Below are 25,157 nucleotides of genomic sequence, written 5' to 3'. Positions count from 1 at the left end.
CGAAAAGAAAACTTCTATTTGCTCTTGCAGACGCATATGGAAGAGCGTTATAATTCAACGGTTTCTATATTACACATGCTTGCGCGACCCACGCCGCCAGTGGCCAACCGGAAAAGGCTGCGGTAGTTGGGGATGACCGCAGGCAGAGGATTAACGAATGGAGAAGAACATGACGAAAGTCAGCATTCAGTCGCTGCTCGATGCAGGCGCGCACTTCGGTCATCAGACCCGCCGCTGGAACCCCAAGATGAAGCCCTACATCTTCGGCCATCGCGGTGACATCTACATCATCGACCTCAAGCAGACCCTCATCGGCCTCGATCAGGCCTACACCTTCGCTTCCGAAACCGCCAAGAAGGGCGGCACCGTGCTGTTCGTCGGCACCAAGAAGCAGGCTCAGGAGCCCATCGCCGATGCTGCGAACCGCTGCGGCATGCCGTATGTGAACGCTCGTTGGCTCGGCGGCATGCTCACCAACTTCCAGACCATCCGCTCCCGCGTTGCCCGCATGGAGGAGCTCGAGGCCATGGACACCGACGGCCGCATGGCATCGCTTCCCAAGAAGGAGCAGATCCTGCTGCACAAGGAGCTCGCTAAGCTGCAGGCCAACCTCAACGGCATCCGCAACATGAAGCGCACGCCCGACGCCGTCTTCGTGATCGACACCAACCGCGAGGGCATCGCCATCCACGAGTGCAAGCGTCTCGGTATCCCCGTCATCGGCACGCTCGACACCAACTGCGATCCGGACGACGTCGAGTTCGGCATCCCGGCCAACGACGACGCCATCCGCTCCGTGCGCCTGCTCGCCGACTTCGTGGCTGACGCCGTCATCGCCGGTACGGGTGCTCCCGTGACCGCTGCCGAGATGGAGGCCGCTCCTGCCGAGGCTGCTCCCGCTGAGGAAGCTCCTGCTGCTGAATAGCACGAACGTTTAGCTCCAGCCGCGCGCTCGATAGAGGGCGCGCGGTCTTTTCATTCACTTTCACTTGAGAGAAAGGAACATCCGTGGCTGCAATTACCGCTGCAATGGTCAAAGAGCTCCGCGAAATGACCGACGCCGGCATGATGGAGTGCAAGAAGGCGCTCGTCGAGGCCGATGGCGATATGGACAAGGCCGTTGACGTTCTTCGTACCCGTGGTCTGGCCGCTGCTGCCAAGAAGGTCGGCCGTGCCACCAACGAGGGCACCGTTATGGCCATCGTTTCCGACGACGCGACCAAGGGCGCTGTCGTCGAGCTCAACTGCGAGACCGACTTCGTCGGCATGAACGAGAAGTTCAAGGGCTACGCTGAGAAGATCGCCCGCGCCGCTATGGCTGCCAACGTCGAGGACGTTGAGGCTCTGAAGGCTGTCGACGCCGAGGGCGAGACCGTCGAGGACGTGCTCACCGATGCCATCCACACGCTCGGCGAGAACATGAACCTCGCTCGCGCTGCTGTCGTCGAGGCTGGCGGCGTCGCCTCCTACATTCATGGTGGCGGCAAGATCGGCGTCCTCGTGACGTTCGATGTCGAGGGCATCGACCCCGCTTCCGACGAGTTCCAGCACTGTGGCCGCGACGTCGCTATGCAGGTTGCTGCCGCTTCCCCGGTTTCCGCAACCCGTGAGTCCGTCCCTGCCGAGGTCGTCGCGCACGAGATGGAGATCTACAAGGCTCAGGCTGCCGAGTCCGGCAAGCCCGAGAACATCCAGGAGAAGATTGCCACTGGCCGTCTCGAGAAGTTCTACAAGGAGAGCTGCCTCACTGAGCAGGCTTTCGTCAAGAACCCGGACCAGAACGTCACCGACTACGTCAACGAGGTCGCCAAGAAGCTCGGCGGCACCATCAAGGTGACCGGCTTCAAGCGCTTCATGCTCGGCGAATAGACGACTCGCTTTTTCCCGGCGTATCGGTGGGTTTTCGCCCCTGCGCTGCAACCAAACGCTTTACTTGTGAAGGCTCGCTCTGTGCGGGCCTTCGCTTTTTATAATGGATGGACAGGAATGTTGATATTGCACGGCTCGGCCCCCGGGGCCGCCTTTCCGTGCATCGTGATAGAAGGTGTCCTTTCATGGAAGAGGAAATCATCGTTTCGGGCAACGGGGTGCTCGAGGGGGAAGTCCGCGTATCCGGAGCGAAGAACTCGGCGTTGAAACTTATCGCCGCAGCAATTCTCGGACGGGGCAAGACGGTGCTCCACAACGTGCCGCGCATTTCCGATATCGAGATCATGTCCGAAGTCCTTGCTCATCTCGGTGCCGATGTCGAACGCGGCGCCGACCATTCGCTGTCCGTCGACACGTCCACCGTCGATAAATACGAGGCTCCTTACAAACTCGTCTCGAAGATGCGCGCAAGCATTTCCGTCCTCGGGCCGCTCATCGGGCGCTTCGGTGAAGCCCGTGTCGCTATGCCGGGCGGCTGCCAAATCGGCGCGCGCAAGATTGACATGCACCTCGTCGGGCTCGAGGCGTTAGGCGTCCACTTCGACAACGCCCACGGTGTCCTTCACGCGACGACGCCGAACGGCCTGCATGGCGCCCACGTGATGCTCGAGTTCCCGAGCGTCGGCGCAACGGAGAACACGCTCATGGCGGCCGTGGTGGCGAACGGGACGACGTTCATCGAGAACGCGGCGCGCGAGCCCGAGATTGTCGACTTGGCGAACATGCTCTCGAGCATGGGCGCCCATATCGAAGGTGCAGGCAGCTCCACCATCGAGGTACACGGTGTCTCCCTTGACGATCTGGGGCCGTGCGAGCATACCGTGGTGGGCGACCGCATCGAGGCGGGAACGTTCCTTGTCGGAGGCGCGCTTACCGGCGGTCCGGTCACGGTCAGGGGGATTGACCCATCGTTTCTGCGCATGGCGCTCATGAAGCTCGAGGCCATGGGGTGCAAAATCATCACCGGCAAAGATTTCATTACCGTCTCGCGCACCGAACCCCTTCGCGCGGTCGACATCCAAACGCTTCCGCATCCTGGGTTCCCGACCGATCTGCAGGCGCAGTTTATGTTGCTGGCGTCGCTCGCCGAAGGGCCTTCAGTCATCACGGAGAACGTTTTCGAGAACCGTTTCATGTTCGCCGCCGAGCTCTCGCGCATGGGCGCCGACATCACCATCGAGGATCATCATGCGCTCGTCCGCGGGGTCGAGCTTCTGCAGGGTGCGCCTGTAAAAGCGACTGACCTTCGCGCGGGAGCCGCTCTTGTGCTCGCCGGCATCGTCGCCGAGGGCGAGACGCGCGTCAGCCATATCTACCACATCGATCGAGGGTATGAGGACTACGTCGGCAAGCTGCGCGGGCTTGGCGCAGACGTGTCCCGGCTCAACGTCGACGAGAGCATCTAGGCGCCCATCGCGATGTTCGGCAAGAAGAAGGGCTTTAGCGCCTCGCAATCGAAACATACCTCCCGCAAAATGACGTCCCACACCATCGGCACGCATGTGGCGAAGGGCGGCACTCCGCGCCATTCGCGCGGGATGAACGCCTCGTCGGTCGGGTTCTCAAGCGATCGCAAGAAGCGTCGTGCCGCGCGCGGCATCGTCGATCATGTGACCCCCCAGACCGCATCGGGCGAGAACTATCGCGCCTATTCCCGTCGCGTGAGCAAGCGCGGCTATATCCAGAGCGCCCAGCGCAAAAGCGGGATGCGACGCGCCGCTGTAGGTGTCATCTCGGTGATCGTCATCATCGCGGTTGCGGTTGGCGTCGGTGTCACTGTCTTTTTCAACGCATCGAACTCGAAGCTGTCACTTGAGCATTCGAATGCGAGCAGCGCGCTTACCGCCGCCAAGGAAGGGTCGCCCTACTACGTTCTCGCCGCGGCGAACCTCGGCTCCCCTAAGGGAGGCTCCAATGTGTCGAGCGAGACCTACATCCTTGCGCGCGTGGATGAGTCCACGCGGACGCTCACGCTCGTCTCCATCCCCGGCAACCTTGCCGTAAGCCTCTCGGACGGCAAAACCCATCCGCTCTACGACGCCTATGGGATAGGCGGTGACGAGGCACTCGTGAAGGCTGTCTCGTCCTTTGCGGGAGTGGGCATATCCCATCTCGTGAAGACGAACGAGGAGGGCATCCGCTCGCTCGTCGATTTGGTGGGCGGCATCGGCATGACGCTTCCCGAATCCGTCGACGACCCGTATGCGGGCAGCATTTACCTTGAGGCGGGGGAGCAGGTCCTCGATGCCGAAAGCTCGCTCGTCGCACTTCGCGCAAGCAATTACGCGAAGTCATCCGAGACGCAAGCCTCGGTGCGCACATCCTTCGCCTATGCGATGGCGCTGCGTCTGCTCGAGGCGGGCGGGCTCGACTTCGCCACCGAGCTCGACGGAATTGCGGGCAACGTGCGGACCGATCTGTCGTCTTCGCAGGTGATCGATTTGGCGAACGCGTTTCGCCCCTTAGGCGAGGCGACGGTATACACGGCATATGTGCCGGGTAGCGAAAGCGAACAGGACGGAACAGCGCTGTTCAAGGCTTCCGATTCTCAATGGAAGACGGTTATGGAAAGCGTTGATGCCGGAGCCGATCCGAACGCCGTCGAAGAGGCGGAGACGGTGAGCGATCCCACTGGCATCAAGGTTGAGATCCGCAACGGCGGCGGCATCACCGGCGTCGGGGCGAAGATGGGCGAGATCCTCGGCAACGCGGGATTCACCATCGGGACTATCGGCAACGTCACCGATGCCGGTATCTACAACGAGACGCTCGTGATTTACCGCGACGAGGCGTACAAGGCGGCGGCGAACACCATCGTGAAGACGATCGACGGTGGACGCGTCGTCAACGGCGGCGACTACTATACTTTCGACGCGAACGTCCTTGTGGTGATCGGTAAGGATTGGCAGCCGATTCAGTAGCGACAAGTTGCACTGACCTTGCGCCTCGCGTGCGCGCGACGTTGGGGCGGCGGCTTGTGGTACTATAGCGAATCAAGAGAAACATCCAGTACTCGAGAAGGAGCAACGATGGTTGAGAAGACCGATGTGGCCGCGGTTTTGGAGCTTATCCGACCGAGCCTTCAGGCGGACGGCGGCGACGTGAAGCTGATCGACGTCAGCGAAGACGGCATCGTCACGGTTGAGCTTCAGGGCGCTTGCAAGGGCTGCCCGATGTCCGAGATGACGCTTGCCAACGGCGTCGAGCGCATCTTGAAGGAACGCGTGCCGGGCGTCGAGCGCGTCGTGCCGTACCACGAGGGATACTAGTCGACTACTTGTGAGACGCGAGAAGGGCGGGAATATCCCGTCCTTCTCTTTATTTCGGGCAAGCTGTTCAGGACAGAGGTCGCGCGTCCTGTCGCGCGGTTGCCGGGACGGCGATGCCGGTGAAGGAGGAGAAGGTGTCTCATTGCTGGGAGATGCGGGGCTGCGATGACGAGATGCAGGAGCGCTGCCCTCACAACACGCCGGGCGAGCCGTGCCCTGCCGACTGCCATTACGCTGCATGTCATCGTCCGACGCACGAGGTCTGCGACGATTTCGAGCTGCTGCTCAATCCCGATTTGGGCTACGACGCGGCGGTGAAGGAAGTGTGCCATTTCTGCACGTTCTTCCTGACGCACGGCCCGAGCATCGAGGAGTGCCCGCGCCAGGAGCACAAGCTCGGCGCGCGCAATCGATTCATCCTGTAGGACGCCTTGCGCCCAAACACTGCTACAATGAAGCAAACACGACCGACTGCGATGAGGAGGCGAGAGCTGTGGTTCGAACGCTGAGCTGTCCCACGTGCGGACAAAGCGACCTGGACGTATGCCGCTACGACTCCATGATGGTCCTTCGCAGCGATGTCGCGATGTTCACGGTCACATGCCCCCGATGCGGCGCGTCCGTCTCGTCGGTCCAGACGATTCCTTTGGCCCTGCGCGAGGAAGTTCGCTTCGCCGCCATCGAAGTGGGCGCTGGAATGGGAAGGGACTAGCTCCTTGCTCAACGAAATCTATCAAAGCCTCGACCCGATCGCGTTCTCGGTCGGGCCTTTTTCTGTGCGCTGGTACGGTATCGCATACGTGCTCGGATTTATCTGTGCCGCTCTCGTGCTCATGAGCACGGCGAAGCGCTGGCGGGTGCGCGTCGACTCGGATGCGCTCATCACCATCATGCTGTGCGTCGTCGTGGGCGTCATCGTGGGCGGGCGTTTAGGGTACGTCCTGTTCTACGGAGACGGCTACTACCTGCAGCACCCTGCCGACATCTTCGCACTCTCGAAGGGGGGCATGAGCTTTCACGGCGGGCTCATCGGCGCGCTGCTCTCGGGAATCGTCGCCGCGCATTTTACGCACATTCCGTACCTCACGCTGGCTGACCTCGGTTGCATCGGGGCTCCTATCGGGCTGTTCTTCGGGCGCTGCGCCAACTTCGTGAACGGCGAACTGTGGGGCGCGCCGACCGATGTCGCATGGGGCGTCGTGTTCGGGGGGCAGGCGGGAATGATGCCCCGCCACCCTTCCCAGCTTTATGAGGCAGTGCTTGAGGGCATTGTCATCTTCCTTGTGCTGTTCGCGCTTTCGCGCAAGCGTCCGCCGCGCGCCCAGGGGACTTTCCTCGGCGTATTCCTCATCATGTATGGGTGCTTCCGCTTCGCCATCGAGTTCGTGCGCGAGCCTGACGTGCAGCTTGGATACCTGTGGGGCGGTTGGCTCACGATGGGGCAGGTGCTCTCGACTCCGCTCATCGCGGTCGGCATCGGCGTGCTGCTTTATGCACTTATTGCGAAAAAGTCTCAACAAGGACTTCCAGAATTGAAACAAAGCGAGTAACATATGCAGCAGAGCAAGGCTATGACACGAGAGGAGCCTTGTTTGCAGTAGCCACGCGCTTCCCGGATGGGGACGCGCGAGGTACAGACGAGAAAGGGATACGTTATGGACGTCACGTTCTATAAATGCAACCACTGCGGCAACGTTGCCGTGAAGCCCTTCGACAAGAAGGTCCCACTTTCCTGCTGCGGCGAGAAGATGAGCGAGCTGGTCGCGAATTCCACTGATGCGGCGGTTGAGAAGCACGTTCCCGTCGTGAGCGTTTCGGGCAATGCCGTTCACGTCGAGGTCGGCAGCGTGGCCCACCCGATGACTGACGAGCACCTCATCGCGTTCGTCTGCCTGGTCACCGAGAAGGGCTATCAGATCGCAGAGCTGACGAGTGCCGACAAGCCGGAAGCCGACTTTGCTATCGCCGAGGGCGATCGTGCGATCAAGGTTTACGAGTACTGCAACCTGCACGGTCTGTGGGTCGCCGAGGTCTAGGCCCGCTGTCGGGAGCGTCTCGGGCGCGCCTCGCCCTTTGCGCCGCCGCATTTTTCTCTCGACGTTGCAGCTGTGTGGTCGAGACGGGCGCTTGACTTCTGTACGGGCGGTGAATCGATGCGATTCGCCGCCCGTTTCTTATTGCAATGTCAATACGCTGTGGTATCATAAAAAAGCTTGTCTCGCCTTGGTCGGAAACCAAGGCATGGTAAAGGAGAACCAACATGAAGCAAGGAATCCATCCGGATTACGTCGAGTGCACCGTCAAGTGCACCTGCGGCAACACGTTCACGACCCGCTCCACCAAGTCCGAGCTGCGCGTTGACATCTGCAACGCCTGCCACCCGTTCTTCACGGGCCAGCAGAAGTTCATCGACACCGGCGGACGCGTCCAGCGCTTTGCCGACAAGTTCGGCTCCGCGAAGGACATGGTTGCCGAGCGCGAGGCTGCCAAGAAGGCCAAGCGCGCTGCCGCCGTCGCCGAGGCAGAGGCTGCCAAGAAGGCCGAGCGCGAGAAGAAGGCTGCCGAGAAGGCCAAGCGTGCTGAAGAGTACGCCAAGAAGGCTGAAGAGGAAGCTGCCCGCGCTGCTGAGGCTGCTGCTACCGCCGAGGCTGAGGGCTCTGCCGAAGAGGCTGCTGCCGACGCCGAGGCTGAGGCCGCTCTCGAGGTCGAGGCTCCTGCAGCCGAATAGCTTTTCCCCTGGGAAAAAGCAAGCCCGAACAGCTCAGCTGTTCGGGCTTTTTCTTTTGCCGAAAGACAAAGTCTCGGCAGGCCATCGCCGCGCGGGAGAGCCGGAAGCAAGCCGCAAGTGCCGAACCGCAAAAGGGCAGGCCGCGGGGCCGGAGCCTGCCGCTGACTACAGGGCAGGGTCGCCAGCGTTAGTCGACGCCAATCATGAGATCGGTGGACTTCACGATGGCGACCGCTTTGTTGCCAACTTCCAGGCCGAGCTCCCCGATCATGTCGTTGAAGACCGAGCCGGTGATGATGTTGCCGTCTGCGAGCGTGAGGGACACGCGCCCGTCTGTCTTTCCCGGGCGAACCGTGGTCACGGTGCCGACGAGCTGATTTCGGGCCGACAGGTTGTTGAGGGGCTCATCTCCGCGCGCGAACATGACATGGCTTGCCTTTATGACGGCATATGCCGGCATGCCCTTCTTAAGGCCGAGATCGTGAATGGCCTCCATGGTGATAATAGAGGTGAGGGCCGTCTCGCCGACCTTGATTGAGACGACTCCGCTCACGGCACCAATCTCGACGTCGGTAATCGTGCCCTTCAAGACGTTTCGTGCTGAAATGCGCATAGTTCCCCGTTCGCTGTTTGTATCGGTTGTTCCCCGCATAGAGGCTTTCTCCCGTCAAGTATAGGCAAAGCCCCCAGAGCGCACAACTGTGCACGTCAAGCTATCTAATCGACGTTCCAGGCGATGAAAGCCCAGGTAATGGTTCTCGGCTCGCGAAGACGCAGCGCTCCTTGCGGAATCCCCCTCTCTCCAGGCTTGCCGGCGTCCTCGTTCTCGACGATTTGCGCCTCGAGCCAGGGTTTGAGCTTCGAGAGCGCGATCTGCGTGCGCGTCTCTGGTAGGAGGGCACACGCTTTGCGCACCATGTCGTCGTACTTGCGCAGCGCGTCGTCGAAGGTCTCGAACGTGTCGTGCCGGGAGCTCTTGATATAGGTCAGTTCGGGCTCGAATCCCATGCTTGAGAGGATGTTCACGGCGTAGAGGTGGTCGCGGCCGACGCGGGAGGCGAGGCCGAGTGCCTCGATCACGTGGTCGTCGGTTCGCGGGGAGGCGCCTGTCGGCAACGTGATGCACACGCGGCGACGGGCGACCATGGTGAGCTTTAAGAGCGCGGCGCGCATATCGTCGACGGCAATCGAGCGCGATGCGGTGCACACGTCGTGAGATTTCGGGGCGATGCCGTGTTCCTCCCAGTCGTCTTCCCAGCTCATCTGCTCGCAATGCACGCTTTTGATCCCACGTGCCTCAAGTTCCCCGCGAAGGATGGAAAGCATCCCTTCCGAGAAGTCGGCGGCCGTGACAGCATGCCCCGCTTCCCCGAGCGGCAGGGCGAGAGCGCCCGTCCCGCAGCCCATGTCGAATACGCTTTCCTCGGGAGCGACTCCTGCGCGCTCAAGAAACGAGTTCACGTAGGGATTGGGGTAGTCTTTGGACGTGAAGGTCTTCGCCCGCTCGTTCCAGTAGACCGCGCTGTCGCGGTGTCGCCGCGCTTTTTGCAGCTGCATCCATTCGGCGTTCCAGTCGGTGGTGGTGAGCAGGGGAGTGAAGCTCTCTGTCATGGGAAGCTGCCTTTCTCGGGGAGTTTTTCGCATTGGGGCGAATCGGGGGCGACCCGATGCGCGCGTTTGCCTATCATGTTAGCGGACAATGGCCGATGGTGGGCGAAGACGGTCTTAAAAACTGCGGCTTGCCGCCATCGGGAAGCGAAGAACCGCGAACGATACCAAGGAAGAGGGGGGAGCTCTCTATGCATGTTGAGCTTTTGTACCATACGCCCGACCCCGAGCGTGCGATCGCCACTGCGGCGCGGTTGTGCTATGCGCCGGTGGGGGCGGCCGAGCTTATGGAAACGATGCCTGAGGAGCGCATTCGCAGCGTGCTTACGACCATCATGGAGAGCGGGCATTTTTCCACGCTCGAGCACGCGAGCTACACCTTCGCCGTCGACGGCGTCTCCCGCGCGCTCACCCATCAACTCGTGCGTCACCGCATCGCGAGCTTCAACCAGCAAAGCCAGCGCTACGTGAAGTTCAAGGACGGCGTTGATGTGGTCACGCCCGACACCATCGCCTCCGACCCCGAGCGGAAGGCTCTCTTCGACGATGCCATCGCCGCCGCCGTCAGCGCGTATGAGAAGCTGCTCGACGCGGGCGTGCCCGCTGAGGACGCCCGCTATCTCTTGCCGAACGCTGCGGAGAGCAAGATCGTCATCACCATGAACGTTCGCGAGCTGCTGCATTTCTTCAAGCTGCGTTGTTGCAACCGCGCCCAGTGGGAAATTCGCGACATGGCGCACCGCATGCTCGAGCTCGCCCGTCCCACCGCGCCGTTCGTCTTCGCCGACGCCGGTGCCCCTTGTGTTTCGGGCACATGTCCTGAAGGCAAGATGAGCTGCAAAAACCCGTATCCTCGTGTGAAAAGGAGCTAGCGGAAAGTGACTCGCGAGAAAAGCGATCTCTCCCGCGCGTTCTCGGAAGACGGCGCGCGCAAGACCCACGTCGGCGGGCAGGCACTGCTTGAAGGCATCATGATGCGCGGAAAGTACAACTGGTCGGTCGCCGTGCGCGAGCCCTCCGGCGCCGTGTACACCGAAGAACACGACCTGGCGAGCGGGAAGGAGAAGAACGGCTGGCTGTACTGGCCGCTCGTGCGCGGATGCCGTGCTCTGGTCGAGTCGCTCGTCTTGGGCTTCAAGGCGTTAGAGATTGCGACCCTTCACGCCTATGCGGAAGAGGACGAGGGGGAAGAGAAGGCGGAAGAAAAGCCTGTGTCTGGAACTGCGTGCGAGGCCGCTTGCGAGCAGGGGCCGGAGCATGAGGCCGCCTGCGAGCAGCCCACGCGCCAGGAATCCGAGCTTGAGTTCTCCTGGAGGGACGACTTCGGACGCCCCGATACCGTGATCGACGCACTCGGCGCGCAAAGCTCGCTTGAGGTGGTGGGAGAAGCCGAGGGCGGCGCTCCTGAGCCTGCCGCAAATAGCAAGGATGCTCGCAATATCCCAAGCGCGAAGGAGCCTGAGTCCGAGTTCGGCAAGAAGGAGATGGCCATCTCGATGGTTTGCGGGCTTGCGCTCGGCATCGTGCTCTTCATCGTGGCGCCCGCCTTCATCACGAACCTCATCGTGGGCGAGTACGACGGCAACACGCTTCTGTGGAACATCGTCGACGGCGTGCTGCGCGTTGCCGTGTTCGTCTTCTATATCTGGCTCATCGGGCGCATGTCGGAGATCAAGCGCATGTTCGGCTACCACGGCGCAGAGCACAAGACCATCCACTGCTACGAGCACGGCTTGCCGCTCACGCCCGAGAACGCGCGCAGCTTCCCGCGCCTGCACGTGCGCTGCGGAACCGCATTCCTCATCATGGTCATGATTATCGCCATCTTCGTGTACACGGTGGTGCCTCTAAACGCGCTCATCGCCGCATGGGGCGTGCCCGATGGTGCGCCGAAGCTTGCGCTTGTCATCTTGTCGCGTATCGTGCTCATGCCGGTGATCGCGGGCGTGTCCTATGAGATCACGGTCAGGTGGGCGGGCTCGCATCCGGACAACCCGCTTGTGAAGGTGGTGCTTTGGCCTGGCATGCAGATGCAGTACCTCACCACGAACGAGCCCGACGACGGCATGCTTGAGTGCGCCATCGCCGCCATGAAGCTCGTGCTCGACCGCGAGGAGGCAGAAACGGGGAAGGCAGCGCAGGCGGAACAGACGACGCAGGCAGCACAGACGGCATAGGACCCAGGGCGCCGTCGCCTTCCGCGTCGCCCTCGCGATAGGAACACCCCCAGGCTCGCCTCTCAGGTTCTCGAGATGAAAACCCCGTTTCGTGAACCTTTTTTGGCCCAGCGCTTCCAAATCGTGTATGCTAAAGCGCGTTATGCGCAACGTTTGGACGCTGCGCGCGATAGGGTAGGAGAGTCCCCGCACACGTAAAACTGACGAATCGGGGTAATCGTGTGAACGATTTCCGGCGCGCGGCAGGCGCTCTGGGGGCAAGGAGGACCATGTGAAACTGGTCGTAACGGAGAAAAACGACGCGGCAACCAAGATCGCGAGCCTTTTGGGTGCGAGCAAGCCGAAAGCCGACAAGGTGTATTCGACGCCGATCTACCGGTTTGAGGTGGACGGCGAGGAGTGGGTGACCATCGGTCTGCGCGGGCATATCTTGGAGCCCGACTTCACTCCCAACCTGGTATATAAGAAGCGCGGCGGTTGGCAAGGCGTGACCGTCGAGGGCGAGACCGTGCCCGCCGACGTGCCCGCAAGCTTGGCTAAGCCCCCCTTCAAGAAGAAAAAGCCCTTCACCGAAGACGGCGTGGAGCTCAAAGGGTGGAAGATGGACGCGCTGCCGTACCTGGTCTACGCGCCAATCGAGAAGCTTCCTAAGGAAAAGGAAATCATCCGCAGCTTAAAGAACCTCGCCAAGAAGGCGGACTCCATCGTGATTGCGACGGACTTCGACCGCGAGGGCGAGCTCATCGGCTCCGATGCGCTCTCGTGCATCCAGGAAGTGAACCCTACCGCCCCCGTCTCGCGTGCCCGCTACTCCGCCTTCACGAAGGAGGAAATTACCCACGCGTTCTCCAACCTCGTGGAACTCGACGTCAACCTGGCGTCCGCCGGCGCGTCGCGTCAGGATATCGACCTTATCTGGGGCGCGGTGCTCACGCGTTATCTCACCCTCGTGAAGTTCGCGGGCTACGGCAACGTGCGCTCGTCGGGCCGCGTGCAGACGCCGACGCTCGCCCTCATCGTGGCGCGCGAGCGTGAGCGCCTGGCGTTTGTTCCTGAGGACTACTGGGTGATCAAGGGAGCCTTCGACGCCGCCGAGAAGACCGGTCCCACGGCAGGCGAGGGCGCGCTTGCTTTCGAGGCGCCCCATGCCACGGCACGCTTCAAGGACGAGGCGCAGGCTAAGGCTGCCATGACCGCCGTCGAGGGGGCGACAAGCGCGAAGGTGCTCTCCATCGAGAAGCGCTCGCGCAAGCAGCAGCCGCCTGTTCCCTTCAACACCACAAGCCTCATGACTGCGGCGTCGGCGGAGGGCCTTTCCCCTGCACGCACGATGCGCCTCGCCGAGAGCCTCTACATGGACGGCTATATCTCCTATCCGCGCGTCGATAACACGGTGTATCCGAGTTCGCTCGACTTGGAGGAGGTCGTGAAGACCATCTCCGGTAACCCGGCTTACGCGCCGTTTTGCAAGGAACTGCTCGCGAGGGGGCCGCTTACGGCAACCCGCGGCAAGAAGGAGACGACCGACCACCCGCCGATCTACCCGACGGCCATGGTCACGCCCGACGACTTGCCACCTGCGGAATACAAGCTCTACAACCTGATCGCCCGCCGCTTCTTGGCGACGCTCTCCGAAGCCGCCGTTGTCGAGGGCACCAAGGTCACGCTCGATATCTCAGGCGAGCACTTTGCCGCGAAGGGCGACGTCCTCGTGCACGAGGGATATCGCGCCATCTACCCCTACGGCATGAAGAAAGACGAGCAGCTGCCTGCGCTCGCCGAGGGCCAGCAGATCGCCTTCAACGGCGCCACCTGCACGAAAAAGCAGACCGAGCCGCCCGCCCGCTACAGCCAGGGCAAGCTCATCCAGGAGATGGAAAAGCTCGGGCTCGGCACGAAGTCCACGCGCCACAGCATCATCGAGCGCCTCTACACGGTGAAATACATCCAGAACGACCCCATCGAGCCCTCGCAGCTTGGCATGGCGGTGTGCGACGCGCTCGACAAGTTCGCGCCGCATATCACCCACTCGGAGATGACGGCGGAACTCGAAGCGGAGATGGACAACATCGCCGAAGGCCAGAAGACCAAGGCCGATGTGGTCATGAACTCCCGTAACCTGCTCTCCGAGCAGCTGGCCGGCCTCATGCCCCATTCCGAGGAAGTCAAGGACGCCCTTGCCGACGCCGTCGCCGCTGACGCGTACGTGGGCAAGTGCCCCAAATGCGGCAAGGACCTGCAGATTCGCGCCTCGCAGAAGACGCGCGGGATGTTCATCGGATGCGCTGGGTGGCCCGACTGCGATGTGACCTACCCGCTCCCGAAGGGCAAGATCGAGTCGATGGAGGAGCTGTGCCCCACGTGCGGGATGCCCCAGGTGAAGGTGACGGCCTTCCGCTCGAAGCCGCGCGTCATCTGCATCGACCCGAACTGCGAGACAAACAAAGAGCCCGATGTGGTCGTCGGCGAGTGCCCGGTGTGCAAGGCCGCCGGCAAGCAGGCGAAGCTCATCGCGCAGAAAAATCCTCGCACGCTCAAGCGTTTCATCCGCTGCGAGAACCACGATGAGTGCGGCGTTGGCTATCCGCTGCCCCAGTACGGCAAGCTCACGGCCACCGACGAGGTTTGCGAGCATTGCGGAGCGCCGCTCGTCATCGTGACGACGGCTCGCGGCCCGTGGAAGCTCTGCCCGAACTTCGACTGCCCGGGCAAGGAGCAAGACGATTCCGAGAAGGCGGCGTCGAAGGGGAAGAAGACCGCCGCGAAAAAGACTGCGGCGAAAAAGACTGCGGCGACGAGCAAGGCTGCGGCCAAGAAGCCCTCGACCCGCAAGGCGTCGTCTGGGTCGGCGGGGAAATAGCGCCATGCCGGAGATGACAGAAGGGCGGGCGAAGGCCGGCTCGGGGACGCAGTCCGGCGCGCCGTCTCGGGCTAGCGTGCGGCCTGCGACGGCACCGAAGATCGACCGCCGCATCCTTTTCACGAAGGGCCTCATCAAAGAGGCGTTTCTGGAACTGAAGAAATCGAGCTCGCTCGCCGACATTAAGGTGACCGACTTGTGCGAGCGCGCGGGAATCGGCCGTGGCACGTTTTACCGCCATTACCGCAACATGACCGAGGTGCTTGACGAGGTGCTCGACGACGCCTTCTCGCAATCGAGCTCGCTTGCCCGCCATCTCGTGTCGCGCGAGATACGCACGGCGGGTGCATGTTCTGGGTGCGATATGCCGTTTTGCCAGTTCGTGCGCGAAAACAAGCACTACGCGGGCATCTTTTTGGACGAGAGCCTCACGCGCGTCGTCCTTGACAAGATGGTCGAGAGCCAAAAGGGCGTCTATCTGCGCGCGATGCAGGGCATCTGCGACCTAAGCGAGGGGGAGCTTGCCGATCTTTTGTACTTCCAGTCGAGCGGGTGCCTCTCCGCGGTGCGCCGCTGTATCAATGCGAGCCCTGAGGAGTGGGCGCGCACGCAGGCGGCGATCGACAACTTCATCCTGGGCGGCCTGGCAGCGAGCACGCGCAGGCTGTAGGGGAAGCTCAGGCGATAAAGGAGGGCCCGGCGCTGCAGCGGTGATGCTGCAGCGCCGGGCCCTTGCGGCTTTAGCCGGGCGTTTTCCCTGATGCGGGAGCTTTACAGCTGCTCTCCCGACTCGATTGCCCGATAGAGGTCGCCGCCTTGGGAATCGACGGCCACGAAGACGGGGAAGTCGATAAGCTCGATGCGGCGCAGCGCCTCAGTCCCTAAATCATCCCAAGCGACGGTTTCGCTTTCGGTGACATGCTTCGCGAGCAGCGCCGCTATGCCGCCGACGGCTGCGAAGTAGACGCAGCGGTTGCGTACGCAGGCGTCGATGACGGCTTGAGAGCGCTTTCCCTTGCCGATGCAGGCGGCAAGCCCCGCGTCCATGAGCTCGGGCGTCGCGAAGTCCATGCGGCTTGCCGTCGTGGGGCCGACGCTTCCGAGTGGGCGGCCTGCGGCTGGCGGGGTGGGGCCTGCGTAGAAGATGGTCTCGCCCGCGAGCCCGAAGGGGAGCTCGCCTGTTTCCCGCAGGGCCGCGAGCATGCGCTCATGCCCTGCGTCGCGGCTTGTGAACACGGCCCCCGTAAGGCGCACCTCCTGCCCGATGCGCAGCTCGGCAAGCTTTTCCCGATTGGCCGGCAAGGTCATGCGGATTGGTTCGCTCATGGTTAGTCCTCCCAGCTCACAAGGTCGATCGAGACGCTGCGCATAGCCGAGCACCCCATGTTGACGGCAACGGGGAGCGCCGCGATGTGGCAAGGCGCCGTCTCGAGGTGCACGGCGAGCGCCGTGGTCTTGCCCCCGAGTGCCCCAGGGCCTATGCCTGTCGCGTTTATGGCCTCGAGCAGCTCGCGCTCGAAGGCAGCGTGCTTAGGCGATGCGGCGGGGCTCCCGATTTCCCGCAAAAGCGCGTGCTTGGCGAGTCCCGCTACCTTGTCGAAGGTGGCGCCCACGCCCACGCCCACGATAAGCGGCGGGCAGGCGTTGGCCGCCTTCTCGCGCACGCAGTCGAGCACGACGTTTCTCACGCCCTCGATTCCCGCGCCGGGGGCGAGCATGACCACGCGGGAGGCGTTGTCCGACCCGCCGCCCTTCAAAAGAACGTGCAGCGTCGCGCCGTGCCCCGGCCGGGTCGCGATCTCGGCGAAAGCAGGCGTGTTGTCGCCTGTGTTCGCGCGGTCGAAAAGCGCGTCGTGCACGACGCTCATGCGCAGACGCCCGTCGGTGTAGGCGCGCGCGACCGCGTCGTCGACCTGCGAGAGGACATCGCCGGGGATGGAGAGCTCCTCGCCGACTTCGAGCCTCACCCAGCAGGTTCCCGTGTCCTGGCACAGGGGCACGCCGTCCTCGCGCGCGATCTGCGCATTCTCCAACAGGCAGTCGAGCACTGATTGCGCGCGCGGCTGCTCCTCGATCTTGCGTGCAGCAGCCAGGCCGCAGAGCACGTCTTCTCGCAGACCGACCGCAGCGGCGCGAATCGCGTCGTAGGCCGCGTCCGCCACGCGCTTCGCCGTGAGAGTATTGTTCTCCACTCGATTTCCCTTCTCGTCTTGCAAATGCGTTGAGTGTAGCACGAGCTGCCGTCTTTCGCGTAGGTCCTCGAACAGCGGCAGGGTGAGCGACTTCCGCCGCGTTGGCCCCGCCCCGCTCGATGGATTGCCTGTGCGCTTGCCCGCGCGGATTCGGCGATGCGGCACCGAAGCGGTATACTTTTACGGTTGTATAGAAGCGCGCAAGGGCGCGTGCGAAGCGAGAAGGCTCGGAGGTAAGGCATGGACATCGCGCAGGAATCGCTGCGTTTGCACGAAGAGTGGCAAGGTAAGCTCGACACCGTTCCCAAGATGGAGATCAAGACGCGCGAGGATCTGGCGCTCGCTTATACGCCGGGCGTCGCCGAGCCGTGCAAGAAGATCGCGGCGGACCCCGCGCTCGCCTACACCTACACGCAGAAGGCGAACACCATCGCCGTTGTCTCCGACGGGTCGGCGGTACTTGGCCTGGGCAACATCGGTCCTTTAGCCGCTATGCCCGTCATGGAAGGCAAATGTGCCCTCTTCAAGGCCTTCGGCAATGTGAACGCCGTGCCCATCTGCTTGGATACCCAGGACGTCGACGAGATTGTCGAGACGGTCAAGCGCCTCGCCCCCGCGTTCGGCGGCATCAACTTGGAGGACATCTCGGCACCGCGCTGCTTCGAGATTGAGAACCGCCTTATCGACGAGCTCGATATCCCCGTGTTCCACGACGACCAGCACGGCACCGCCATCGTCGTGCTCTCCGGCGTCATCAATGCACTTCGCCTTACGGGCAAGAAGAAGGAGGAGTGCCGCGTGATCGTGAACGGCGCGGGCTCGGCGGGCATCGCCATCGCCAAGCTCATGCTGAGCTACGGTTTCAAGAACCTCATCCTGTGCGACAAGTGCGGCATCATCTGCTCGAAGTCTGAGGGCACGACTGATGCTCAGCGCGCCATGCTCAAGGTAACGAACCTCGCGGACGAGGAGGGATCCCTCTCCGACGCCATGCGCGGTGCCGACATCTTCGTTGGCGTGTCCGCCCCGAACATCGTGAGCGAGGAGATGGTCTCCTCCATGAACGACGACGCGATCCTCTTCGCGATGGCCAACCCCGTCCCCGAGATCTACCCCGACGTGGCTCGCCGCGCGGGCGCGCGCGTCGTCGGCACGGGCCGTTCGGACTTCCCGAACCAGATTAACAACGTGGTCGCCTTCCCCGGCATCTTCAAGGGCGCTCTCGAGGCGCGCGCGACGCGCATCACCAACGATATGAAGCTCGCCGCCGCCTCCGCGCTCGCCGCTCTCGTGTCCGACGAGGAGCTTTGCGAGGACTTCATCATGCCCGAACCCTTCGACCCGCGCGCCGTCGAGGCAGTTGCCGCCGCCGTGCGCAACTGCGTGGCGGACTAGGAGCCCGTGCCGTTGACGCCCGAAAGACATACCGCCGAGCCTGCGCAGCCCGTTTCGGAGCGCGAAGGCTATGATGCGCAGGGGGCGCCTGCGAGCGGCCGGCCCGAGGGGGATTCTCCCCGCGGTGTCTTCGTCACGTTCGAGGGCGGCGACGGCGTGGGAAAATCAACCCATATCCGCTATGTCGCCAATGAGCTTCGCCGCACGGGACGCGAGGTCGTGTGCCTGCGCGAGCCGGGAGGCACGGGTATCGGCGAGTCGCTTCGGGCGATGGTGCTCGACCCCGACAACGGTGAGATATCGAGCGAGGCCGAGCTCTTGATGTACGAGGCCGCCCGAGCCCAGCTGGTTCGCGAAGTGATCCGCCCTGCCCTTGAGCGGGGGGCGGTGGTGCTCTGCGACCGCTTCTCGGACTCGACGATCGCCTATCAAGCCTACGGGCGCGGTCTTCCCCTCGATTTCGTGCGCCGCGCGAACGCGTTCGCCACGGGCGGCATCGTTCCCGACCGCACCATCCTCCTCGTGCTCGGCAACACGCGCAAAAGCCTTGCCCGAGCGACGGGGGCGGGCGCGGGGGATCGGATGGAACAGGCGGGAGAGGTATTTCATTCACGTGTGAACAGGGCTTTCCTGAAGCTTGCCAAGCGCGACCCGAAGCGAATCCGCATTGTGCGCTCCAGCTCGTCGCGCAAAGCGACCGCCGCTGCCGTCGCCGCCGAGCTTGCCGATATCCTTCCCGAGCTTTCTGCCCGCGCGGAGGGTGCGACGCCTTCCCAGCCTGCAGCTCCCCATGGGGAGGGGGCGGCCAAGGGTAAGCCCCAGGCGAAACGCAAACGCGGCGGCCGGGGAAAGAGGGGCAATCGTGGCTGACGCGTTTGAGAACATATTCGGCCAGCCTCGGGTGCGTGACTTCTTGCGCGCGAGCGTCCGCGGCGGGCATGTGAGCCAAGCGTATCTGTTCTGCGGTCCTGCCGGCTCGAACAAGACTGCGGCTGCATACGCGCTCGCCCAGGCGTACCTTTGCCCGAAGGGGGCGAAGGGCCCGCGCGGAGGTTTGTGCGGGGCATGCGATGCCTGCTCGCGCATCGCCCGGCGCAAGCATCCCGACGTGCGCTACTATGCGCCCGAGGGTGCGGGCGGCTACCTGGTCGAGCAGATCCGCGAGATCGTGTCGGACGTCTCCTATGCCCCCATCCAGGCGAAGTCGAAGGTCTATATCCTCGACCGTGTGGATATGCTGGGTACCGCCGCGGCGAACGCCTTCCTAAAGACGCTCGAGGAGCCGCCCGCCAACGTGATGATCGTCCTTTTGGGCCGCACGCGGGAAAGCGTGCTCCCGACGATCGTCTCGCGCTGCCAGGTCGTCCCGTTTCGCCACATCCCTGCAACCGAGGCCGCGGGCATCATCCGCCAGAACACGGGCGCCTCGATCGAGACCGCGCGCATCGCTATCGAGGCATGTTCGGGTTCGATCACGCGCGCGTGCGAGTTTTTGAAGTCCAACGACAGCCTCGCCTTCCGGAGGGGCGTGGTCGACGCGATGTCGCGGCTCGCCACCGCCGACGATTGGGATATCATAGAGCTCGCTGCCGGTCTCGTGAGGGCTGCGAAGGCACCGCTCGACGACGTCCGTGCGGCGCTCGAGGCGGAGCTTTCCGAGAACGCCGACTTCCTGGCAAAGTCAGTGATTCGCCAGATCGAGGCACGCAACAAGCGCCAGATCACGGCGAAGACCTCGCAGGCGCTCCACCAGGTTTTCTCGATTGCGAGCTCTTGGCTGCGCGATGTGATGGCAACCTGCGCCGGAACGCCTGAGTTCATCGTGAACGTCGACGTCAAGGCGCAGATCGAGATGGCTGCCGCGCGCACCGACGAGGCCCGAGCGGCCGCCGCGCTGGCTGCGCTGCGCGAAAGCGACGAGGCTATCTCGTATAATGTTTCCCCAGAAACGTGCATCGATGCGATGCTGTTTGAAGTGAGAGAGGTTCTGTATGGTTCGAGTCGCGCCCATTAGGCTCGCATTCAATCCGCGCACGCTGTGGTTCGACCCGCGTGATCTGGATATTCATAACGGCGACGACGTGGTGGTGCTCACCGCGCGCGGCGTCGAGTTCGGTCATGCCGCAGGCGACGTCTTCGAGATCGACGAAGACCAGGTGAAGAAGTTGAAGTCGCCGCTCAAGCCCGTGAAGCGCATCGCCACGCCCGAGGACGTGGAGCGCGCTGGCGAGATGGAGCGGCTCGGCCGCGAGGCGCTGCCCATCTTCAAGGAGATGGCGGCCGAGGCGAACGAGGACATGCATCCGGTGTCGGTGGAATACCTGCTCGAGGGCGACAAGGCGGTCTTCTACTTCGAGGCGGAGGAGCGCGTCGACTTCCGCGAGCTTGTTCGCAAGCTCGCCTCGCGCTTCCATGTGCGCGTCGACATGCGCCAGATCGGCGTGCGCGACGAGGCTCGCATGGTCGGCGGTCTCGGCCATTGCGGCCAGGAGCTGTGCTGCGCCCGCTTGGGCGGCGAGTTCTGCCCCGTGTCCATCCGCATGGCCAAGGAACAGGACCTCTCGCTCAACCCGCAGAAGATTTCCGGCGTTTGCGGGCGCCTCATGTGCTGTCTGCGCTACGAGTTCGATGCGTACAAGGACTTCAAGAGCCGCGCCCCCAAGCAGAACGCCACGGTGAAAACCCCCGATGGACCGGCGAAGGTCGTCGATTTGGACGTGCCGCGCGAGGTCGTTTCGGTGCGCCTTGAGGGCGAGGAGCCCGTTCGCGTGCCCCTTTCCGCCTTCGATGCGCCCGAGGAGGGCTCGCGCCCGAACACGATCGGGCAGGAGGCGTGGGACGAGGCGAATGCTCCCGACGAGCCGGAGTTCATGTCCAACGCGCTCTTCTCGACCGACCAGTTCACCGGCAGGGACAAGCTTGCAGAAGCGGGCAGCGTGCGCCGTACGGGTTCTTCGAAGCGCTCGCGCAAGGGGGGCTCAGACGAGCGCCCCGCCGAAGAGCCGCATCGCGCGCGCCGTCGCCGGTCGACTAAGGTCTCCGCGGAAAGCGACCATGCCTCCAAGCAGGATTCCCAGGAGAAGAAGCAGGACAAGCAGGCCTCTCGCGGGTCCTCTTCCAAGCGCAAGCCGCGCCGGCGCTCGGATCAGAAGGCGAGCGAGAACAAGCAGGGCAAGCAGTCCGCGGAGCGCTCGGCCAAACATCAAAAGCCGCAGCGCGCCAAAGAGGAGGGGAGAGGCCAGCAGAAGTCGGGTCCTCGCCCTGGCCAGAAGTCCTCGGGTCTTCGCGCGAAGCCTCAAAAGCAGGCATCGTCTTCGGGGCCGCGTCAACAGGGAGAGGGCGGTCAGCGTCCTGCGCAGGGCGGCGCTCCCTCGCAAAACGAGCATCGTCGTGCGCGCAGGCGCTCGCACAAGGCCGGCGGCAGCTCGCAAAACGAAGGCTAAGGAGAGCAAATGCCCATCGACTACGCGCTTTTGACGGACCTGTACGAGATCACGATGGCTCAGGGCTATCGCGATTCCGGGCATGAGAACACCGAGGCATGCTTCCATATGTATTTCCGCGACACCCCGTTCAAAGGGGGCTACGCCATTGCGTGCGGCATGGCGCAGCTTGCGGACATGGTGGACACCTACGCCTTCTCGGGCGAGGACATCGACTATCTCTCGAAGATTCCCGCCCCGGGCGGCGGCGCGCTGTTTGCCGCCGATTTTCTGGAATGGCTGCGCGACTTCAAGCTGACGGTCGACATCGATGCTGTGCCCGAGGGGCAGGTCGTGTTCCCGAACGAGCCCCTCGTGCGCGTCAAGGGCCCGATTATGCAGTGCCAGCTGCTCGAGGCGGCGCTTCTCAACTGCGTGAACTTCCAGACGCTCATTGCGACCAAGGCCGCGCGCGTGTGCCTTGCGGCGCAGGATGCGCCCGTGGCCGAGTTCGGCCTGCGCCGTGCCCAGGGCGCGGGCGGCGGCCTGTGGGCGTCGCGCGCGAGTATCGTGGGCGGCTGCGCGTCGACTTCGAACGTGCTCGCGGGCAAGATGTTCGACCTTCCCGTGTCGGGCACGCACGCCCACTCGTGGGTCATGGCATTCCCCTCCGAGCTCGAGGCGTTTCGGGCGTACGCGGAGGCGTTTCCCAAAAACTGCACGCTGCTCGTGGACACCTACAACGTCGAGCAGGGCATCGACAACGCGATCACCGTCGGCCTTGAGATGCGCGAGCGCGGCGAGAAGCTCTCGGGCATCCGCATCGATTCGGGCGACTTGGCATGGCTCGCGAAGATGGCGCGCCGCAAGCTCGACGCGGCCGGCTTGACCGACTGCGGCATCGTGCTTTCCAACGATCTCGACGAGTACACGATCCAGTCGATTCTCGAAGAGGGTGCCCAGGTGAGCGCTTGGGGCGTGGGCACAAAGCTCGCCTGCGCCTACGATCAGCCCACGCTCGGGGGCGTTTACAAGCTTTCCGCGACGCGCAAGCCGGGTGGCGAGTGGGTTGACCACCTGAAGATCTCTGAGTCGGCCAAAAAGCTCACGTTCCCCGGCGTCCTCGACGTGCGCCGCTACTATCACGAGGACGGCCATATTGCGGGCGACATGGTGTTTGACACTAACGTCGGCGTGCAGGAGTGCGAGACGATCGTCGACCCGCTTGACTCGCTGCGCCGCAAGCGCCTGGGCGGTAAGCGCTTCGAGACGCTGCTCGCGCCGCTCGCGCGCAACGGCAAAACGGTGCTTGCGCCTAAGTTTCGCGATGCGCTCGCTGCGAGGGAGCGCGCGAGGGAGGGGCTTGCCACGCTCGATGAGAGCCAAAAGCGCATGCTCAACCCGCATTCGTATCCGGTGGGACTCGAACGCGGACTGTTCGAGCGCCGAAGCGATTTGGTCGCGAAGCTGCGCGGCTTCGAGTAGCGGGTGCAATCTGATACGCCGGCGCCGCAACGAGCGGTGCCGCATGAGATAGGAGAATGAATGCCAGCTTGTAACCTGATTATCGATTCCTGTTGCGATTTGCCCTTCGATGTGGTCGATCGCGAAGGCATCGAGCTGATTGAGTTTCCCTACATCGCCGGCGACGGCGAGCATTCCGATGATATGTATCGCTCGCGTTCCGCACACGATTTCTTCGATTCGATGCGCAATGGCGACGAGCCCTCGACGGCCCAGGTTCCGCTTACGGTGTATCAAGATGTGTTCACCCGCGCGATCGAATCTGGCGTTCCGACCGTGTGCCTGAGCTTCTCAAGCGGCCTGTCCGGCAGCTACAACACCGCTATGATCATCCGCGACCAGCTCGTGGCCGAGCATCCCGAAGCCGAGCTGTACGTAGTCGACACGCTGTTGGCATCGATTGCCGAAGGGTTCTTGGTCTATGAGGCCATTCGCCAGCGTGACCGGGGGCTTACCGCCAAGGAGATGGTGGATTGGGCTGAGGAGGCGCGCTACTACATCGACGCCGAGTTCATGGTCGATGATCTCGAGGCGCTTCGCCGCGGTGGTCGCATCCCCGCCTCGGTTGCGCTCGCCGGATCGAAGCTCGACGTGAAGCCGCTGCTCAACATCGCGCTCGATGGCAAGCTTTCGCTCACCGGCGTCGCGCGCGGGCGGAAGAAGGGCATCAAACAGCTTGCGGAGTACTACGCAAAGCATGTCTCGGACGAAGGGGCTGCGCGCTTCGCCGTTATCGGCAACGCCGACTGCCCGAAGGATGCCGATCGCCTGAAAGAGACGCTTTCGAAGATCGACGAGAATATCTTGTTCCTGGAGAGCAGCATCGGCCCGGTTATCGGGTCGCATGTGGGGCCGGGCATGCTGGCCGTGGTGTTTTGGGGCAAAGACCGCCGCGAGGAGCTTTCCGTGGCCGACCGCATCGCCCGTAAAGTGAAAGGCAATTAGGGGGTCCCATGCGTTATATTTTTTTCGGTGACGAGAACTTCCACGACGATATCGCCGTGCGCTTGGCGAACGCCGGCTTCGAGCGCTGCGCCGATATCGAAGAGGCAAGCGCCATCATCACGTTCTGCACCTCGCAATCGGCGCTCGAAGACGCGTACTTCGACGAAGGCGGGTTCGTCCAGTCGGCGCATCCCAGCGCGGTGCTCATCGACTTCTCCGCATCGACGCCAGGTTTTGCGCGCGAGCTCGGCGCGGTCGCCACGGTGAGCGACTTGGGGTTCGTCGAGGCGCCCATCGCCCTTGAGGACATGCTCGATCCGCGCCCCTTCGACGAGGAGAACCTCGTTTGCTATGTTGCGGGAGAAGAGGACGCCGTCGCTGCGGCGCAAGGGCTCCTCAATGCGGTCTGCGGTCGCGTGGTGGAGTGCGGCGCTGCGGGAACGGCCCAGCTCATGCGTGCTGTTCGCACTCTGCAGGAGGCGGCTGCCGTTGTCTCTGCGATCGAGGCGAACGCGCTGGTTCGCGCCGCGCACCGTGCTGCTTTGGGTAACGGCCTCTCCGACGTGGCGATCTCCGGACTCTCCGAGCCCGCCGAGCGCATGCTTGAGGCGGTTCGCGAAAAGCGCTTCGAGGGCGCGTTCACGGCGGAGATGTTCCTCTCGGAGCTGCAGGCCGCGCTTGCAAGTGCCGACGATGCCGATTTGATCCTTCCGCAGGCGGAATCGACGATGCACCTCGTGGAGCTGCTCGAGGTGATCGGAGGCTCGTTCAAGTCGCCGGCAGCCTTGGCTTTGGTCTACGGCGAGGAAGCCGAGTGCGCTGAGAACGGCCTCGATTGGTCGCGCGCCGAAGAAGCATATGGTCAGGGTGCTGACGATGACGACGACTACGGCTACGATGATGAGGAAGACGATTGCGGCTGCGGTCATCATCACGACCACGGCGGGTTTGGGTACTCGGCGAACTAAGCTTGACTGCTCTGGCTGTGATTCGTGTGAATGCCGCGAATTGAGTTGACCTGTCCGCTCGGGAGCATGCGGCGGCACCTCCGTGCTCAAACAGTCCTGAGCTCGCGCGAACGTGCCAGAGGGCACGTTCGGCTCGTGCG

At 63.2% G+C, this 25,157-nt stretch carries 25 protein-coding genes; 21 read left to right on the top strand and 4 right to left on the bottom strand.

Annotated elements, in window-relative coordinates; all coding sequences use genetic code 11:
• Positions 1-157: 157 nt before the first annotated feature.
• The 10 genes from rpsB (at position 158) to rpmE (ending at position 7,926) form a co-directional block, all read left to right on the top strand.
• A complete protein-coding gene (rpsB, locus tag F8C90_RS05340) occupies positions 158-925 on the top strand; it encodes a 30S ribosomal protein S2 (RefSeq protein ID WP_246155794.1) in 768 nt (255 codons plus the stop codon).
• An 83-nt stretch (positions 926-1,008) separates the two neighbouring features.
• Positions 1,009-1,869: a translation elongation factor Ts gene (tsf, locus tag F8C90_RS05335; protein WP_158049423.1), complete on the top strand. Its 861-nt coding sequence runs from the start codon at positions 1,009-1,011 to the stop codon at positions 1,867-1,869.
• A 185-nt stretch (positions 1,870-2,054) separates the two neighbouring features.
• Entirely contained in the window at positions 2,055-3,335 is a 1,281-nt protein-coding gene (murA, locus tag F8C90_RS05330; protein WP_158049422.1) for a UDP-N-acetylglucosamine 1-carboxyvinyltransferase, read from the top strand.
• A gap of 69 nt (positions 3,336-3,404) precedes the next feature.
• The gene (locus F8C90_RS05325; RefSeq protein WP_170264555.1) at positions 3,405-4,850 is read left to right on the top strand and encodes an LCP family protein; all 1,446 of its coding nucleotides are present in this window, start codon (positions 3,405-3,407) and stop codon (positions 4,848-4,850) included.
• Between the two features lie 108 nt (positions 4,851-4,958).
• Positions 4,959-5,198 carry a NifU family protein gene (locus F8C90_RS05320; RefSeq protein WP_158049420.1) on the top strand — a complete coding sequence of 80 codons (240 nt, stop codon included), beginning with the start codon at positions 4,959-4,961 and terminating at the stop codon, positions 5,196-5,198.
• A gap of 134 nt (positions 5,199-5,332) precedes the next feature.
• A complete protein-coding gene (locus tag F8C90_RS05315; RefSeq protein ID WP_158049419.1) occupies positions 5,333-5,623 on the top strand; it encodes a hypothetical protein in 291 nt (96 codons plus the stop codon).
• Positions 5,624-5,691: 68 nt separating this feature from the next.
• Positions 5,692-5,910 (top strand): UDP-N-acetylmuramoylalanyl-D-glutamate--2,6-diaminopimelate ligase, encoded by a 219-nt coding sequence (locus F8C90_RS05310; RefSeq protein WP_158049418.1) that lies wholly within the window; start codon positions 5,692-5,694, stop codon positions 5,908-5,910.
• A 4-nt stretch (positions 5,911-5,914) separates the two neighbouring features.
• Complete coding sequence (lgt, locus tag F8C90_RS05305; protein ID WP_158049417.1) at positions 5,915-6,748, top strand: prolipoprotein diacylglyceryl transferase; 834 nt, start codon at positions 5,915-5,917, stop codon at positions 6,746-6,748.
• Positions 6,749-6,853: 105 nt separating this feature from the next.
• Complete coding sequence (locus tag F8C90_RS05300; protein ID WP_158049416.1) at positions 6,854-7,234, top strand: desulfoferrodoxin family protein; 381 nt, start codon at positions 6,854-6,856, stop codon at positions 7,232-7,234.
• A 224-nt stretch (positions 7,235-7,458) separates the two neighbouring features.
• Positions 7,459-7,926 carry a 50S ribosomal protein L31 gene (gene rpmE, locus F8C90_RS11365; RefSeq protein WP_158049415.1) on the top strand — a complete coding sequence of 156 codons (468 nt, stop codon included), beginning with the start codon at positions 7,459-7,461 and terminating at the stop codon, positions 7,924-7,926.
• A gap of 187 nt (positions 7,927-8,113) precedes the next feature.
• Here rpmE and F8C90_RS05290 read toward each other — a convergent pair whose 3' ends face one another.
• Positions 8,114-8,539, bottom strand: coding sequence for a TOBE domain-containing protein (locus tag F8C90_RS05290; protein WP_158049414.1), 426 nt, complete (start codon positions 8,537-8,539; stop codon positions 8,114-8,116).
• 104 nt (positions 8,540-8,643) lie between these two features.
• Positions 8,644-9,537, bottom strand: coding sequence for a class I SAM-dependent methyltransferase (locus F8C90_RS05285; RefSeq protein WP_158049413.1), 894 nt, complete (start codon positions 9,535-9,537; stop codon positions 8,644-8,646).
• 188 nt (positions 9,538-9,725) lie between these two features.
• Between F8C90_RS05285 and thyX the strand changes: the two genes are divergently transcribed.
• The 4 genes from thyX to F8C90_RS05265 all read left to right on the top strand — a co-directional run bounded on the left by thyX (position 9,726) and on the right by F8C90_RS05265 (position 15,241).
• Positions 9,726-10,406, top strand: a complete 681-nt coding sequence (thyX, locus tag F8C90_RS05280; RefSeq protein WP_158049412.1) for an FAD-dependent thymidylate synthase — start codon at positions 9,726-9,728, stop codon at positions 10,404-10,406.
• A gap of 6 nt (positions 10,407-10,412) precedes the next feature.
• Positions 10,413-11,711, top strand: a complete 1,299-nt coding sequence (locus F8C90_RS05275; protein WP_158049411.1) for a DUF1385 domain-containing protein — start codon at positions 10,413-10,415, stop codon at positions 11,709-11,711.
• A gap of 271 nt (positions 11,712-11,982) precedes the next feature.
• A complete protein-coding gene (locus tag F8C90_RS05270) occupies positions 11,983-14,571 on the top strand; it encodes a DNA topoisomerase I (RefSeq protein WP_158049410.1) in 2,589 nt (862 codons plus the stop codon).
• Positions 14,572-14,575: 4 nt separating this feature from the next.
• Entirely contained in the window at positions 14,576-15,241 is a 666-nt protein-coding gene (locus F8C90_RS05265) for a TetR/AcrR family transcriptional regulator (RefSeq protein WP_158049409.1), read from the top strand.
• A gap of 101 nt (positions 15,242-15,342) precedes the next feature.
• Here the strand turns inward: F8C90_RS05265 and F8C90_RS05260 are convergent, their stop codons facing one another.
• Both F8C90_RS05260 and F8C90_RS05255 read right to left on the bottom strand, forming a co-directional pair.
• Positions 15,343-15,897 (bottom strand): FumA C-terminus/TtdB family hydratase beta subunit, encoded by a 555-nt coding sequence (locus F8C90_RS05260; protein WP_158049408.1) that lies wholly within the window; start codon positions 15,895-15,897, stop codon positions 15,343-15,345.
• Positions 15,898-15,899: 2 nt separating this feature from the next.
• Entirely contained in the window at positions 15,900-16,763 is an 864-nt protein-coding gene (locus F8C90_RS05255) for a fumarate hydratase (protein ID WP_158049407.1), read from the bottom strand.
• A gap of 240 nt (positions 16,764-17,003) precedes the next feature.
• Between F8C90_RS05255 and F8C90_RS05250 the strand changes: the two genes are divergently transcribed.
• Genes F8C90_RS05250 through F8C90_RS05220 form a run of 7 tightly spaced genes read left to right on the top strand, consistent with a single transcriptional unit; the run spans position 17,004 to position 25,017 of the window.
• Positions 17,004-18,158, top strand: coding sequence for an NAD(P)-dependent malic enzyme (locus F8C90_RS05250; RefSeq protein WP_158049406.1), 1,155 nt, complete (start codon positions 17,004-17,006; stop codon positions 18,156-18,158).
• 6 nt (positions 18,159-18,164) lie between these two features.
• Positions 18,165-19,028 carry a dTMP kinase gene (gene tmk / locus F8C90_RS05245; RefSeq protein ID WP_246155793.1) on the top strand — a complete coding sequence of 288 codons (864 nt, stop codon included), beginning with the start codon at positions 18,165-18,167 and terminating at the stop codon, positions 19,026-19,028.
• Positions 19,021-20,172 carry a DNA polymerase III subunit gene (locus F8C90_RS05240; protein WP_158049405.1) on the top strand — a complete coding sequence of 384 codons (1,152 nt, stop codon included), beginning with the start codon at positions 19,021-19,023 and terminating at the stop codon, positions 20,170-20,172. The genes tmk and F8C90_RS05240 overlap by 8 nt, the downstream gene beginning before the upstream one ends.
• Positions 20,150-21,601: a regulatory iron-sulfur-containing complex subunit RicT gene (locus F8C90_RS05235; RefSeq protein ID WP_158049404.1), complete on the top strand. Its 1,452-nt coding sequence runs from the start codon at positions 20,150-20,152 to the stop codon at positions 21,599-21,601. Before F8C90_RS05240 ends, F8C90_RS05235 begins: the two co-directional genes overlap by 23 nt.
• 9 nt (positions 21,602-21,610) lie before the next feature.
• Positions 21,611-23,065 carry a nicotinate phosphoribosyltransferase gene (locus F8C90_RS05230; RefSeq protein WP_158049403.1) on the top strand — a complete coding sequence of 485 codons (1,455 nt, stop codon included), beginning with the start codon at positions 21,611-21,613 and terminating at the stop codon, positions 23,063-23,065.
• Positions 23,066-23,125: 60 nt separating this feature from the next.
• Positions 23,126-24,049: a DegV family protein gene (locus F8C90_RS05225; protein ID WP_158049402.1), complete on the top strand. Its 924-nt coding sequence runs from the start codon at positions 23,126-23,128 to the stop codon at positions 24,047-24,049.
• Between the two features lie 8 nt (positions 24,050-24,057).
• A complete protein-coding gene (locus F8C90_RS05220; protein ID WP_158049401.1) occupies positions 24,058-25,017 on the top strand; it encodes an NAD(P)-binding domain-containing protein in 960 nt (319 codons plus the stop codon).
• Positions 25,018-25,157: the final 140 nt, after the last annotated feature.

It is taken from the genome of Ellagibacter isourolithinifaciens (assembly GCF_008831035.1).
Taxonomy (GTDB): domain Bacteria; phylum Actinomycetota; class Coriobacteriia; order Coriobacteriales; family Eggerthellaceae; genus Ellagibacter; species Ellagibacter isourolithinifaciens.
The sequence above is the reverse complement of the archived record's forward strand: the minus strand, read 5'-3'. Positions and strand labels throughout refer to the sequence as shown.